This window comes from Microcoleus sp. Pol7_B2, assembly GCF_036701035.1.
Lineage (GTDB): Bacteria > Cyanobacteriota > Cyanobacteriia > Cyanobacteriales > Microcoleaceae > Microcoleus.
In genome coordinates this window covers 1-14976 of the sequence record NZ_JAUBQB010000109.1, presented here as the reverse complement: position 1 = coordinate 14976, position 14976 = coordinate 1, and the positions used below count along the sequence as shown (strand labels likewise).

Genomic DNA, 14976 nt, shown 5'->3' with positions numbered 1-14976 from the left:
CCTTCTGGCGCTTTATTAATATACTTATTTGGCAAGGGGTTGTCAAGCGTTTTGTGAAAATATTTTTGAGTTTTTTTGTAAGTCTTACACCGTGAGGGTTTGAGCTGTTTGTTTCCAATCCTGCCTCCGCTGGCTGACTCCTCTTTTCGGGAAGGGGTCTTTTTTTTTGCAAGATGGGGCTTTTGGGGGGAGTATCTACCGCGCATGGGTAGAATATCTCTACGTGTAGATGTTCTATGTATAGATGTTTGATCGCCCGCTCATGAAAAAACTTACAGCCGGCCCTAGTGGCTTATTCATTACCTGCGCTTCACTGCTGATCGCTTGCAGTCAGACGAACACTCCTCAAACCTCCACTACAGCATCTCCGGCGAGTTCGCCATCTCCCGGTGCTTCCCCAGAGGGTTCGCCTGGGGGGAGTTCCAACACTATATCTATAGGTATTGGGGTAGCCCAAACTAGTAATGTGGCTTTGCTCGGTCAGGAACAGGTGGCGGGGGCGAAAATTGCTGAGAAGTATTTCAACGATAAGGGCGGTGTGGATGGGACGCCGATTAGACTGGTGTTCCAAGATACCGGTGGAGATGAACAAGGAACGATCAATGCCTTCAATACTCTGATCAATCAGGATAAAGTGGTAGGTATTGTGGGACCTACCCTATCGCAACAAGCTTTTAGTGCCGATCCGATCGCCGATCGAGCAAAAGTTCCCGTACTCGGACCCTCCAATACCGCTAAAGGCATTCCCCAGATTGGCGATTATGTGGCCAGAGTCTCCGCGCCTGTGGCAGTGGTAGCACCTAATGCGGTGAAAGCTGCACTGAAGCAAAATCCCAATATTAAGAAAGTAGCCGTGTTTTTTGCTCAGAATGATGCTTTTAGCAAATCTGAGACTGAAACTTTTCAGACTACTGTTAAAGATATGGGGCTGGAATTGGCCACAGTCCAAAAATTCTTGACTACTGATACAGATTTCCAATCTCAAGCTACTAACGCAATAAATGTCAACCCCGATTTGATAATTATTTCCGGGTTGGCCGCCGATGGAGGCAATTTAATTAAGCAATTGCGGGAGTTGGGATATAAAGGCGTTATCATTGGGGGCAACGGTCTGAATACTTCTAATGTATTTCCTGTTTGCAAGGCTCTTTGCGATGGGGTTTTGATTGCCCAAGCCTACAGCCCGGAATACGAAAATGAAGTTAATAAGGCTTTTCGCGATGCTTATCGCGCTCAATTCAAGAAAGAACCGCCTCAGTTTAGCGCTCAGGCTTTTACTGGCGTACAAGTTTTTGTTGAGTCATTAAAGGCAATTAATGCTAAGTCTAAGGTTAGCGAAAAGCCGTTGACCGAATTGCGTACAAATTTGAATCAGCAGTTGTTGGGCGGTAAGTACGATACGCCTTTGGGGGAAATTTCTTTTACGCCTGAAGGTGAGATTAATCAGAAAGAGTTTTATGTGGCACGGATTAAGATGGAGGCTGATGGCAATACTGGTAAGTTTGAGTTTTTGAAATGACGGGAGAGGAAAGCTGGCAAACTGATTTTGTAACAGATGTAACGGATATAACAGGCGTCAGGAAGACCAAAGAAGTAAGAGGGAAGAGGGACGCGGACGTATTTGTTGTTGAATGATTTTGGTGTTATGCTCAACTCTTAACTGGTAATGGACTTAACTCTGTTTTTGCAACAATTTTTGAATGGTTTGTCGATCGGCAGCGTGTATGCTATTTTTGCCCTGGGATACACGTTGGTCTTTTCTATTTTGGGAATTATTAATTTTGCTCACGGTGCAGTATTTACGTTGGGTGCTTATTTCACCTATGCGCTAATGGGAGGTGCTTTCGGTTTTAATGGGTTGTGGGCTAACGCTCGAATTCCCGTGGATTTGCCTTTTGCTGTGGCGTTAATTTTGGGAAGTGTCGTGGCTGGTTTGGTAGGAGTAATAGTTGAAAGAGTTGCTTTTTTACCTTTGCGCCGCCGACACTCGGATCCTCTGCTGACCGTGGTTTCTAGTTTGGGTGTAGCTGTTGCGATCGCCAATATCATCCAATATCTGGTCGGTGCGGAAATTTACACTTTTCCTGCTAACACTTACGGGTATTTACCTGCTGCCATTAACTTCGGGACTGGGGATAAACCAATTCCGATTCGTACTGTTCAAATAGTAATTTTTGCGGTATCTGTAGCGATTGTAGCTGTTTTAACTTACTTAATAAATTTTACTAAATTTGGCAAAGCAATGCAGGCTGTGGCTGAAGATGCGACTACTTCTAGTTTATTGGGTATTGATACTGAGAGATACATTGTGTTGACGTTTTTTGTGAGCAGTTTTCTGGCGGGTTTGGCGGGGAGTTTGGTGGGTTCGAGTGTGAGTATTGCAGGGCCGTATTTTGGTATTGCTTTTGGTTTGAAAGGTTTGGCGGTGATTGTGCTTGGTGGGTTGGGAAGTATTCCTGGGGCAGTTTTGGGAGGTTTTATAATTGGTTTGGTGGAGGCTTTTGTACCTGGAGATTTTTCGGCTTATAAGGATGCTGTTGCTTTTGCCATATTGTTTATTATGCTATTGGTTAGACCGCAGGGTTTGTTTGGACGGCGTTTGATTCAAAAGGTCTAGTATTATTTGCAAGATATCTAATAAGGCAGGGCGGTTTTGAGAAGGGACTACGGGTTTCCAGCAAAGACTATAGCTAAACCAGCCCGTATAAAGTGTTGTGGAGTTTTATATACGTACCTAGAGAATTTATTCATCCCTCAGAGGCAATTTGATGAATTCGGAAGTTCCATTAATACTAAGCGATCGCCTTTTATTGCGATTAGCAAATCAAGACGATATCTGCGAAATTGTTAAATTTTACAGTGACAATCAAAAGTTTTTTACTCCCTGGCACCGACATGGGGCGGAGGATTTTTTAACGGAAAGTTATTGGCAAAAACAAGTAGAGAAAGATTTCCAAGGCTTTAAGTCTGACAAATCTTTAAAGATGTGGATTTTTGAGAAGGGTAATCCTGAGTATATTGTCGGTAACGTTAATTTTGATAATTTTGTACGAGGTGCCGGTCAGTTTTGCTTTTTGGGATATAATGTGGCAGAAGCGCAACAAGGTAAAGGTTATATGACGGAAGCTGTGAGAGTTGCAATTCAATATGTTTTTGGAGACTTAAATTTACATCGCATTATAGCAAATTATATACCTCACAATCAGCGTAGCGGTAATCTACTTAAAAGATTGGGATTTGTGGTAGAAGGTTACCCTAGAGAATATTTGTTGATAAATGGTCGGTGGGAAGACCATATTCAGACTAGCTTAATCAATCCAAATTGGAAACCAAGCTAACCCGATTTTGCTTAATAAATTCTAATCTAAAATATCTCAAATCATGGCTACATTTTTTACTACTTATGGGTTTCTGATTGTCTCGATGTTGCTGGGCGCGATGTTGGGAATGTCGCTGTATTTGCCTTTAATGACTGGACAGTTGTCTCTGGCTAGCCCTGGTTTTTATGCTTTGGGTGGGTATATTGCGGCGATTTTATCTACGACGGTTTTTCAACAGACAGGGGGTTTATTTCCACTGCCGTTGTTGTTATTGGAGATGATAATTGCAGGGATTGTTTCGGGGTTGCTGGGGATTTTGGTGGGAATTCCGGCGCTGCGGTTGAGTGGAATTTATTTGGCGATCGCAACTATTGCTTTTGTGGAAATTTTGCGGGTTTTATCGCTGAATCTAGATATCACTGGCGGGGCTGTCGGGATTTTTGGGATTCCGCAACCGTTTGCGACGCCGATCGAGTATTTGTGGATTGTACTACCTTTACTTTTGGTAAGTATGGCGATTGTCTATCGGCTGGAACGGATTCGGGTGGGGCGGGCTTTTGCGGCGATCCGCGCTGATGAGTTGGCGGCTGATGCAATCGGCATTAACCCAACTTTTTATAAGGTTTTGGCTTTCACGTTAGGTGCTGTTTTAGCTGGGGTTGTGGGTGCTGTTAGCGCTCATTTTCTGAATACTTGGAACGCCCGCCAAGGTACTTTTGATGCTAGTATTATTTACTTGACTTCTGTGTTGATTGGTGGTAGCAGAACTTTTCTGGGAGCAGTTTTGGGTGGGATGGTGTTTACTGCTTTGCCTGAGGTTTTGAGGGGGATCGCAACTATTCAGGGATTGCCGATTTGGTTGGCGCAATTTCTGCGGGATGGACGTTTAATTATTTTTGGGTTGCTGATTGTTTTGGGGACGATATTTTTTCCGCAAGGTTTGGTGACGCCGGAGTTGTTGAAGAAATTTAAAAAGGGCGATCGTACTCCAAGAGCCTGATAAATACTGATTTGTCCGTTAGCTAGACCTAATCAAAAATTTTATAGTGGGCAAGGCATAGTTGCAGGCTCCATGTATCGAGATGCGTGGTATACTTAATTAACAAGTTGTACACAATTAAGATTCTCAAAGTTTTTATAGAACAACAACTCTATTCACTCTCTAAGCTCTTTACTGAACGACTTTACCGAATTCCCGACTATCAGAGAGGATACGCTTGGACAGAGAAGCAACTAAAAGATTTTTGGGGCGATCTAATTCAACTTGAAAAAGATAAAAATCATTATCTAGGAGTTTTAACATTAGAGCAAGTTTCTAAGGAAACGATTACCACATGGAGAGATGATCATTGGATTATTGAATCCAAAAGTTACTTGCCGTATTACATTGTTGATGGGCAACAGAGGTTAACTACTGCAATTATTTTGGTTCAGTCAATTATAGAGTCTGTTGAAGAAGAGACGCGGCTTAACTATAATACTTTAGATCAAATTCGCAAGAAATTTGTTTGTGATTCAAAAGACAGAGGGATATCAAGGTCATATATGTTTGGCTATGAAAAAGATAATCCAAGCTACGAATTTTTGAAAACTAAAATATTTCTTGAAACATCAGATTTGAGTGAAACTCCACAAGAAACAATCTACACACATAACTTGGAATTCGCCAAGGAGTTTTTTAGAAAAAGGCTGGAAAATTTGCTTTTGGATAGCAAAGAAAATATTTATCGAAAACTTACTCAGAACCTACTATTTAATATCTATACGATTTCAACCGATATAGATGTTTTTGTGGCATTTGAAACCATGAATAATAGAGGTAAGTTGTTATCTTATTTGGAGCTACTAAAAAACAGGTTAATATATCTGTCCACAAAATTTGAGGTGGATGATTGTGATAAAGAAAAATTAAGAAGGAGTATTAATGAGACATGGAAATCAATGTATCACTATCTGGGAAAGAATAAGAGTAAACCTCTTGATGATGATCTATTCTTGTCAAATCATTTTACGATCTACTTTGAGGCTCTTAATGGACTGGAAGATGAGGAATTTACACTGGAGGTAGATACTATTAACAATCGCGTTTATAGAAAACGGACAAAAGTAAATTATAGTGCTTATCTTTTAGAACGCAAGTTTACAGTCAAGAGTATCATGGCTAATAAAGCTGATACTGATACATCTAGTCAAAATGAGGAAGAAAAAGACACACTTTCGCTGAATGAAGTTTATTCTTATGTAAGCAGTCTTCGACCCTGTGTAGAGCTATGGTATAAAATTATGAATCCTGGGGACAGTGATTTTTCGACGGAAGAAAAGCTTTGGCTCGATAAATTAATTCGGTTGTCTCGAAGAAATGATTTCTTTAAAGCCACACCGTTAGTAATGGTTTTTTTCCAAAAGCAAAAGAAGCCGGAGGAGAGGGTTAAACTCTTAAAAGCTATTGAGAGAATAAATTTTTTGGAGTTGTTGAGTCAAAGTACATATCATCTTTTTTATCTTTGTGAGATTTCTAGTCCAAATATGGTTGAACTAGCAGTGAAACTTAGTAAAAGTAGAGTAACTCCTGAGAAAATAATAAAAGAATTAGAAGAAATTAGTCATAAAATTACAATTCATAAGGAATTTTTACCCAATGTCAGATTAGAGTTCAAGTCAGATGGTTTTTACAAGTGGCGTGGAATTAAATATTTTTTCTATGAGTACGATTTGTATCTTCAAACACAATCGAAAACCGAAAGACAAAAGTTAGATTGGATTGAATTTAATAATTATGACTACGAGACAATAGAACATATTTATCCTCAAAATCCGAGAAAAGAGTGTTGGACTTTAAAATTCAACTCTTACTCTGCTCAAGAAAAAACCCGTTTGAGGCATTCTCTAGGTAATTTGTTGCCATTATCAAGACCAAAAAACGCTAGTTTCAGTAATAACTGCTTTATAGACAAGATATCAAAAAAAGATGATAGCACTATTGGATATAGATATGGATCCTATTCGGAAAATGAAATTACTCAATACCAAGATTGGACAGCTAAAGAAATATTAGAGAGAGGTATAAAACTACTGGAGTTCATGGAGAAGCGGTGGAATATACCTTTAGGTAGCAAAGGCGAGAAAAGAGATTTTTTGAATCTTAAATTTGTTGAAGATTCCAAAAGTTAAGTACCTATCTGCAACTGGTAAAAAACAAAAACATTAAAACATATAATTAATAAGGAGGTATAAATTTCATGTTCGCAATCATCACCCAGAACAAATACATTCTGGTTTAGATGATTAATTCCTGGTTTATGCGGTCTTTTTGGATATTCGATCGCTCTTCTCAATGCAATCACTAACTTTGACCCATTGAGAAGAGCTTTGTATTGTTTTCAGGAAGCAGATAGAAAATGCCTAACCTTGATTGACTGCGCTGGGTTCCATGAACATAGTTTCCCAAATGTGGCCATCTAAATCCTGAAAGCCATGACTATACATAAATCCGTAGTCTTGCGGTTCATTGTAGGTCGTTCCGCCAGCAGCAACTGCGTTGCGAATCATTGTATCCACTTCTTCTCGGCTCTCGGAAGACAAACATACCAGCACTTCTGTACTCTTGGTGGCATCGCAAATTGGGTTGGGTGTAAATTCCTTGAACTTGGCTTCTGTCAAAAGCATGACGAAGATGTCTTCGCTCACAACCATACAAGTGGCAGTTTCGTCCGTAAATTGAGCGTTAAAACTGAATCCAAGTTTAGTAAAAAATTCGACCGACCGATCGAGATTTTTGACGGGTAAATTTACGAAAATTTTAGTAGCCATGTTTTCTCCTTTTTAACTTCGATCGCAAGGTGAAACATTAACCATTGGTAACAAGTTAAGCTAAGAAAGCATTTGTCAATCAGCAATTATGCTCAAAATTTACTCGGATTTTGGGCATAAAACTGAGATTTGGGCGATCGAGGAATCATGCCGAGGGTGCTATTTATACCTACTCCCTCTCAAATCGTGAATTTTCTACTCCTAAAAAAGCAGTTTTTTTGAGTAATATTACTGATTGACAAATGCAATTCAGTCTTAACTTGTCACCAATGAACATTAACGATTTTTCGCTAATGTTTGAATTGAAGGGTAAGGCCTGTGAACAAACTTGAAAACGTTAGGTAGCTGGCTGGACATTAATCATCCACGGCGTGCCAAATCGATCGACAAGCATTCCAAAACGGGTAGACCAGAAGGTCTCTTGGAATGGCATCTTTACCATTCCGTTTTCTGCCAATTTTTGAAAGATCCGCTCCGCTTCGACCAGATCGTCAAATTGAAGATTCACAGAGAATCCCTGCGGTTTTTTAAAGCCATCGGGTGGAGTGTCAGAACCCATCAATACCATTCCACCAACAGTTAAGTTGGCGTGCATGATTCGATCGCGCTGTTCGGAGGGAATTTCCTCAGACATGGGCGCATCCCCATAGGTCATCATCTCGTCGATTTTGCCACCTAAACACTCTTCGTAGAATTTAAATGCAGCTTCGCATTCACCGTCAAAAAAGAGATAAGTATTCAATTGCATCATGTACTCCTTTGGTTAATAGTCGATCGACCAATCCATTCATGGGACATGATGTGGCTGCCGGACGAAAAGTTAGGCAGTATTTATGCCCTCAAGAACCCTGGAGTTGTTCTGTCCCCGCCCGAATGCGTTCTTCCTGTTCCCTGAGTTCGGGCGTCAAGGATTCGCCGAAGTCCTCTGCTGTAAATATCTGGCGAATTTCGATCTCGGATTCTCCTGGCATCGGGTTGGGGCAGCGTTTGACCCAGGCAATCGCTTCGTCCATCGACTGCACTTGCCAGATCCAGAATCCGGCAATCAGCTCTTTTGTCTCTGTGAACGGCCCGTCAATCACGCTCCGATTTGTGCCTGAAAACCTCACCCGCGCTCCTTTTGAGCTGGGATGTAGCCCTTCGCCAGCGAGCATAATTCCCGCCTTGACCAATGCTTCGTTGTATTGCCCCATTTCCGTCAGAAGCTGTTCGCTGGGCATGACGCCTGCCTCTGAGTCTTCGGTAGCTTTGACTAGAACCATGACTTTCATCGTGAAATCTCCTTTTGTTTGTAGTTGTTGAGCTGGGCTAAGGTGCGCTCGTGAAAACGGCTTGAGACGTTTCTGGATCGAAGGGGACAGAGCAATGCTCGTGCACAATCTGCCATCTGCCCTGTTTCCGCTGGCACATGGAGGTGATTCGCATCCACATCTGCGCCCCTGGGTGATCTTTTGGCATCCCTGTGAAGTGAAAAAGCCAGTGCGCGATGGCCAAATCACCGCTCACGGTGAGGCTGAGGTCTCGCATCTCAATCCCGAAGGAGTCCGGGAAGCAAGGCAGGCACGCCTCCCACGTCCGTCGAAATTCATCTGCACCTTTGGTTTGGAACGGCGGTATTGCATCGAAAATAATCACATCTTGGGCGTAATGCGCCATGATGCGATCGAGGTCTTTGGCGCAGATGGCACTGGCCGTATCTGCGATGATTTGTCGAATCTGGGCTTCGTCTTGTGTTTTGGTGGTTTCGGTTGTCATAGTCATGGTGGTCTCTCCTTAATTGATGTCGATTGGTTTTCCGGGCGCAGATTGAAAACTGCTAACCCTTGCTCTACCATCTAGTCGAATATAGGTGCGTGCGATCGACAAGTTGAACATTTTTTCTGGAAAAGTTTGTCAGTGCGGATGTGGAACTTTGCGTTGAGCGGTATTGACGGCAACTACTGGTCTGATGGCAAGCCCGACAGTTCCACGATCGGGCGAATTTCCACCGTACCTTTACTGGCGCTTGGTATGCGTGCTGCGATCGCGATCGCTTCGTCAAGATCTTTGGCATCGATCAGAAAGTAGCCGCCGAGTTGTTCGCGCGTCTCCGCAAACGGCCCGTCGGTGACAATTTTTTTGCCGTCGCGCACTCGAATACTGGTTGCTGTGGCGATCGAGTGTAGCGGCGAAGCACCCAAATATTGACCGTTGGCTTGCAGTTCTTGGGTTAGCTGCAAAGACTTGGCGTAGCATTGCTGCAGCTCGCTTTCAGTCCAGGCATTTTCGTCGCTGTAAATCAGCAATATATATTTCATCGTTACCTCCAAAATTCGATGGGCGTAAAGTCGAATCAAGCTGCCAACAAATATCAGCGCAATTTTCAGTTTTTTGACTCACCGTCAACAGTCAACAGTCAACAATCATTCCGGTGCAACCGGAATCGATCTGAGATAGTCGCCTTCATTCAGTAGTCGTTCGGCGAGGCTGCAAATCGACAGCGCAGCAAAAAATTTTTTCAGCTTAATAACTCGCGAAGGCGTTTTTCGAGAAAACGACGCTCTGGTTCCTGTTTCACGATCGCCAGCGCCTTTTGGTAGGATTCTCTGGCATCAGCAGTTCTGCCCAGCCGCCGACACAAATCGGCTCGCGCGGAGTGTGCCAGATGGTAGTCTGCCAAATCGCCGCGCGCTAATATTTGGTCGATCGATTGCAGTCCCGCTAAGGGGCCATCACGCATTGCCACTGCCACCGCCCGATTTAAGGCAACAACGGGGGACGGCTCTAATTGCACGAGCAGGTCGTATAAGCCCACAATCTGCGCCCAGTCCGTTGCAGCAGCACTCTGGGCCTCTGAATGCACCGCTGAGATCGCAGCCTGAAGCGTGTACGAACCAAACCGTCCTGATGATAGCGATTGCTGCACCAGTAACCTGCCTTCAGAAATTTGTGCTTGATTCCAGAGCGATCGATCTTGGTCTTCTAGAAGGATGAGGTCGCCTGTGGAGGAAGTGCGTGCAGTGCGCCGCGATTCTTGCAGCAGCATCAGCGCCAGGAGTCCAATCACCTCGGAGTCTGGCAACAGTTCCATTAGCAGCCGTCCCAAACGGATCGCTTCGTCAGCGAGATCGGCCCGCGTCAGCGAGCTGCCAGATGAGGCCGCGTACCCTTCGTTAAACACCAGGTAGATCGTTTGAAGCACGGTGTCCAATCGATCGGGCAAATCGGTTATCGACGGCACTTGATAAGGAATGCGTGCGTCGCGGATCTTCGCCTTGGCCCGCACGATCCGCTGCGCCAACGTGGGGGGAGCAATCAGGAAGGCGCTGGCAATTTCCTCGGTACTGAGTCCGCAGACTTCCCGCAGCGTCAGCGCTACCTGAGCTTCTGGCGACAGGGCCGGATGACAGCAAGTGAAAATCAAGCGCAGGCGATCGTCCTCAAGGTCCTCGTCATCCTCGATCGTGGTGTCACTCGGATCGAGCTGTTGAGCGAGTTCTGCTAAGTGCGTATCAAAGCGGGCGCGACGGCGGATGGTGTCGATCGCTTTAAAGCGACCCACTGAAACAAGCCACGATCGCGGGTTAGCGGGAATGCCGTCACGGGGCCATTGCGCTACAGCCACAGCGAAGGCTTCGTGCATCGCCTCTTGGGCGCGATCGAAGTCACCGAGCAAGCGGATCAGTGTGGCTAAAACGCGGCGCGACTCGGATCGGTACACAGCTTCCACCTGCTGACGGATTTGATTGGCTGCTGTCTCATTCATAAACCGTTCAAACAAGAAACATATATTATCGGCCGTGCCGCAGAGTACGATGCTCCCATTGCGCCCGTGCAATCCGCCAATCGACCTCGCTCCAACCGCGATCGGACATCCATGATGACCCTGGGCGAATAGCCACCACCTCTGCTCCTATCCACTGGGCCAACCGAGCGATCCGGGTATTTGCACTCACGGTAGACCCGGAGATCGCCTTCAGATTCAGTTCCGTGAACCCAAAGTCGAGCAGCGCACGCCCCACCTCGATCGCGTAGGCATATCGCCCCCAATAGGCTGGTGCCAGTTCAAGACCAAATTCCATCTCACCAGTTTCAGACAATCTTCCCCGCAATCCACAGCAACCGACAAGCGCGTAAGGTTTCTGTCGTTGTACGATCGCCAGTTGGTAATTGAGTCGAGGGCGATCGCCAGCCCATGCCTGAAACATCTCAAATAAACGTGCGGCCTGGTCGGGACTAGAGCGATCGGGTTCGTAAAATGTCTGGTTGCGCGGATCGGCTTGATACTCCAAGAATGGCGATCGATCGGTATCTACAAAGTCACGCAGCAGAAATCTTTTGGTTACAATCTTTATCATGATTTACAACTTTAATTATTATGGAAAATTAAACAAACATCATATTCTGCCAAATCTTAATAGTTTTGTCACTGCTGCAGCTAGCCAAAAACTCTCCTTCCGGGCTAAAACTAACGGAATAAACAGAGTTAGTATGACCTGCAATATTACAGATTTCTTGACCGTCTTTCACTCGCCAAATTTTGATAGTTTGATTGCTGCTACTAGCCATAATCTCGCCATCGGGACTAAAAGAAATAGAATCAACATACCAAGAATGTCCTGTGATAGTTAAAACTTCTTGCCAATCTTTGACCCACCAAATTTTAATAGTATTGTCATGGCTGCCGCTAGCCAAAAACTCTCCATTTGGACTAAAAGCTATACAGCGAACCGAGTCTGTATGGTCTGTAATTGTGCGAAGTAGCTTCCCATCTTTAACTCGCCAAATTTTGACTGTTCTGTCCCAACTGCAGCTAGCAAGAGTTTCGCCATCAGGGCTAAAAGCAACAAAATAAACTAAATTGATGTGACCCGCAAGCGTGCGAATTTCTTGCCCGTCTTTGACTCGCCAAAGCTTGATTGTTTTGTCCCAACTGCTGCTAGCAATAATTTCGCCATCGGGACTGAAAGCTGCGCCGTAAACTGAGTTACTGTGACCGATTAGGGTGCGGATTTCTTGCCCATCCTTCATCCGCCAAATTTTGACAGTTTTGTCGTGGCTGCTGCTGGTTAGCATCTGTCCGTCCGGACTGAAGGCTACTGTATAAACCGAGTTAGCGTGTCCTGCAAGAGTAACTATTTCTTGCCCGTCTTCAACTCGCCACAGCTTGATTGTTTTGTCATCGCTGCCGCTGGCTACAACTTCTCCGTTGGGGCTGAAAGCCACAGAGTAAATTAATTTTTTGTGACCTGTGAGGGTGTGAAAACATTGCCAGTTATAGGTTTGCTGTTGGGGCGGGGCATGAGTTATTCCAGGTTTAACTAACTTGGAATTTGTTTGAGGAATTGCTAGATCGATCGCAGATTGAGGATTAATTTCTTTTAATACTTCAACAACCGTTTGATAGCGGCGGTTGGTAGCATTGGCAATCATTTTATCTAAAATTTTCCCTAGTTGTTCGCTGACTGGGTTGTTCGCTAAATATTGTCGCCAGATCCAGGCATCTTCACCAGGGTCAAACAGGTCAAAAGGGGAAACTTGAGTTAGCAAATACAAACAAGTTACGCCTAAACTGTACAAATCGCTGGTAAAAAATGCTTTGCCTCTGGCTTGTTCGGGGGCGATGTATTCGGGGCTGCCGATGCTGGTTCCTGTTTTGAGTAAGGCTGTACCTGTGGCAATTTTGGCAGCGCCAAAGTCTACTAAAACTAATTGTTTGTCGGCGCGGCGGATGATGTTTCCGGGTTTGATATCTCGGTGAATAACGTTGTGGGAATGGATGAAGTGAAGGACAGGTAATAAGCTATTGAGTAAGTCTTGAATTTGATTTTCTGTAAATGTGCCTTCTGTTTCTACAATTTGTGCTAAATTTTGCCCGTCGATAAATTCTTGGACTACATATTGTCTGCTGTCTTGGATGGAATAGGCTAATAGTTCTGGAATTTGAGGGTGTTTGCCCAATTCGTCTAATCGCATTGCTTCTTGTTCAAAAAGTTCGGCTGCTTTTTTGCTGTTGCGATTGCTTGCTGATGGGATGAGTGGGGTTTCTGGGGGTAAAAATTGTTTGATGACGCAGCGAGGTTTTGAGGGTTTATCTTCGTCAACGGCGAGGAATGTTCTACCAAAACCGCCTTGTCCGATCGCCTTTATAGCCCGGTAGCGATCGCGCAGCAGCAGTTTTGAACGGCAATTCCTACAAATTTTGGCTGCGGGAGGGTTTTGTGGCTTGGAACAGTTGGGGTTTAGGCAGTAACTCATTCGATTTTAGATTTTAGATTTTAGATTTTAGATTTTAGATTTGGGATTATGGATTTGAGATTTTATGTTTTTGAATATTTGCACTAGGCAGTCAATATTATACCTCTTGTCAGACTCTATAAAATTTATAGAACTTATTAAAACAGTGGTTCTACGCGCTACTTATAGGGGTAAGGTGCGCGGTCCGGCGCACCCTACATATAGAGGTTTTTCTAGTCCTGAATTAACTCTTTTAGAAATTCCACATAACGGGGTTATCGTCTAAATTATCGGTGACTTTGCGCCCGATCGCGTCAATTTCTTTTAATTCCTCTTCACTCAATTTTACCTCAGCAGCTTTAGCATTTTCGGCTGCTTGTTTCCCGTCGCGCGCGCCGACAATTGCATTTGTTTGTGGCTGGGAAATCAACCAAGCTAAAGCTAAATTTCCTAAGCTTGTCTGGTGGCGATCGGCAATTGGCCTGAGTTGATTTAATGCTGTTTGCACTCGGGCGTAATTTTCTTTGATGAACAGCTTATTTTTGTCGCGGTGGTCGCCTTCTTCAAACTTGTGTTCTGGCCCGAATTTACCTGTCAATATTCCTTGAGCTAGAGATGAATAGGCAATGATTGAGATATGATTGTCCACACAATAGGACATAGCCTCTTTTTCTACCCAGCGCCAAAACAGAGAATATGGCGGTTGCAAGCTGTCGATGCGTCCGTATTGGGCGGCTTCTTCTATTTGGGCGCGGGAAAAGTTGGAAACGCCGATCGCCCGAATTTTTCCCTGTTCTTTTAACTTGTTCAGGGCGTCCATTGTGTCTGCAATTGGCACTAACTCGGAATTCCAACTGCCAGCGGGCCAGTGGATTTGGTAAAGGTCGATATAATCGGTGTTGAGGTTTTTGAGCGAGCGATCGCAGGCTTCGATTACCAACTCGGGTTTCAGGTGGTTGGCGAAAACTTTGCTAGCATAAACTACTTGCGATCGCACATCTGAAAGTGCTTGACCGATAATTTGTTCCGAATGCCCTTCTCCGTAAACCTCAGCCGTATCAAAGGTGGTAATACCTGCCTCAAAAGCCGCGCGCATGGCTTTGACAGTTTCAGCATCCTCAATTCCCACCCACATCCGCTTCCCAGCTTGCCAAGTCCCCATAATTATCGGGGTAATCTGAATTTGTGATGTACCCAATTGTCGCTTTTGCATACCCTAAGTCCTGATTTATATTTTTAGTATTCACCCTCAAACTCTCTAATCTTAACAGAAAAAAGTTGGGTAGTCATCCACAGTAATGATAGCGTTTTCTTAGGCAATAATTATAGTGATGTACAAAGTTTAAAATTGCCCTAGTATGGTGAAAGCAGTTTTTTTAGAAAGACAATGTTTTACAACCAAACGAGAAATTCGCTGCCGTAAAGTATTATTAGGTCTTTCAATATAAGTGGTATTACCAGATTCTTTGCCTACAGACCGATGTCTTTTAAAAGGTAGCACTTCTGAATGAAATCCCCAAAAATGAGTATAACAAACAGCACATTGTCTATAGACCAATACGGTTCAGTTAAGGCTCAAACCCTGGTAAATTAGGTATTGTTTCCAAAAATGGAGAGTAAGTTAGCGTGC

General features: G+C 44.1%; 14 protein-coding genes and 1 pseudogene. 5 read left to right on the top strand and 10 right to left on the bottom strand.

Going from position 1 to position 14976, the window contains the following annotated elements; genetic code table 11:
- The first annotated feature begins 262 nt into the window (after positions 1-262).
- The 5 genes from QUA57_RS26200 to QUA57_RS26180 all read left to right on the top strand — a co-directional run bounded on the left by QUA57_RS26200 (position 263) and on the right by QUA57_RS26180 (position 6491).
- Positions 263-1519: an ABC transporter substrate-binding protein gene (locus QUA57_RS26200; protein ID WP_333064662.1), complete on the top strand. Its 1257-nt coding sequence runs from the start codon at positions 263-265 to the stop codon at positions 1517-1519.
- Positions 1520-1666: 147 nt separating this feature from the next.
- A complete protein-coding gene (locus QUA57_RS26195) occupies positions 1667-2617 on the top strand; it encodes a branched-chain amino acid ABC transporter permease (protein WP_333064661.1) in 951 nt (316 codons plus the stop codon).
- Positions 2618-2768: 151 nt separating this feature from the next.
- Positions 2769-3338, top strand: coding sequence for a GNAT family N-acetyltransferase (locus tag QUA57_RS26190; protein ID WP_333064660.1), 570 nt, complete (start codon positions 2769-2771; stop codon positions 3336-3338).
- 43 nt (positions 3339-3381) lie between these two features.
- Positions 3382-4320 (top strand): branched-chain amino acid ABC transporter permease, encoded by a 939-nt coding sequence (locus QUA57_RS26185; protein ID WP_333064659.1) that lies wholly within the window; start codon positions 3382-3384, stop codon positions 4318-4320.
- 107 nt (positions 4321-4427) lie between these two features.
- On the top strand, positions 4428-6491 hold the full coding sequence (locus QUA57_RS26180; RefSeq protein WP_333064658.1) for a DUF262 domain-containing HNH endonuclease family protein: 2064 nt from the start codon (positions 4428-4430) through the stop codon (positions 6489-6491).
- Between the two features lie 231 nt (positions 6492-6722).
- On the opposite strand, the gene QUA57_RS26175 is transcribed toward QUA57_RS26180, so the two are convergent.
- The 10 genes and pseudogenes from QUA57_RS26175 to QUA57_RS26130 form a co-directional block, all read right to left on the bottom strand.
- Positions 6723-7130, bottom strand: a complete 408-nt coding sequence (locus QUA57_RS26175; protein ID WP_333064657.1) for a VOC family protein — start codon at positions 7128-7130, stop codon at positions 6723-6725.
- Positions 7131-7467: 337 nt separating this feature from the next.
- Positions 7468-7881, bottom strand: coding sequence for a VOC family protein (locus tag QUA57_RS26170; RefSeq protein ID WP_333251426.1), 414 nt, complete (start codon positions 7879-7881; stop codon positions 7468-7470).
- A gap of 88 nt (positions 7882-7969) precedes the next feature.
- The gene (locus QUA57_RS26165) at positions 7970-8401 is read right to left on the bottom strand and encodes a YciI family protein (protein WP_333064652.1); all 432 of its coding nucleotides are present in this window, start codon (positions 8399-8401) and stop codon (positions 7970-7972) included.
- Positions 8402-8438: 37 nt separating this feature from the next.
- On the bottom strand, positions 8439-8891 hold the full coding sequence (locus tag QUA57_RS26160; RefSeq protein ID WP_333064650.1) for a nuclear transport factor 2 family protein: 453 nt from the start codon (positions 8889-8891) through the stop codon (positions 8439-8441).
- 176 nt (positions 8892-9067) lie between these two features.
- Positions 9068-9427: a YciI family protein gene (locus QUA57_RS26155; RefSeq protein ID WP_333064649.1), complete on the bottom strand. Its 360-nt coding sequence runs from the start codon at positions 9425-9427 to the stop codon at positions 9068-9070.
- A 200-nt stretch (positions 9428-9627) separates the two neighbouring features.
- On the bottom strand, positions 9628-10875 hold the full coding sequence (locus QUA57_RS26150) for an RNA polymerase sigma factor (RefSeq protein ID WP_333064647.1): 1248 nt from the start codon (positions 10873-10875) through the stop codon (positions 9628-9630).
- A 25-nt stretch (positions 10876-10900) separates the two neighbouring features.
- Positions 10901-11467, bottom strand: a complete 567-nt coding sequence (locus tag QUA57_RS26145) for a GNAT family N-acetyltransferase (RefSeq protein ID WP_333064646.1) — start codon at positions 11465-11467, stop codon at positions 10901-10903.
- A 28-nt stretch (positions 11468-11495) separates the two neighbouring features.
- Positions 11496-13367, bottom strand: coding sequence for a serine/threonine-protein kinase (locus tag QUA57_RS26140; protein WP_333064644.1), 1872 nt, complete (start codon positions 13365-13367; stop codon positions 11496-11498).
- A gap of 232 nt (positions 13368-13599) precedes the next feature.
- Positions 13600-14559: an aldo/keto reductase gene (locus QUA57_RS26135; protein ID WP_333064639.1), complete on the bottom strand. Its 960-nt coding sequence runs from the start codon at positions 14557-14559 to the stop codon at positions 13600-13602.
- Positions 14560-14632: 73 nt separating this feature from the next.
- Positions 14633-14901: pseudogene (locus QUA57_RS26130) on the bottom strand (IS1 family transposase); the annotation flags it as partial.
- Positions 14902-14976: the final 75 nt, after the last annotated feature.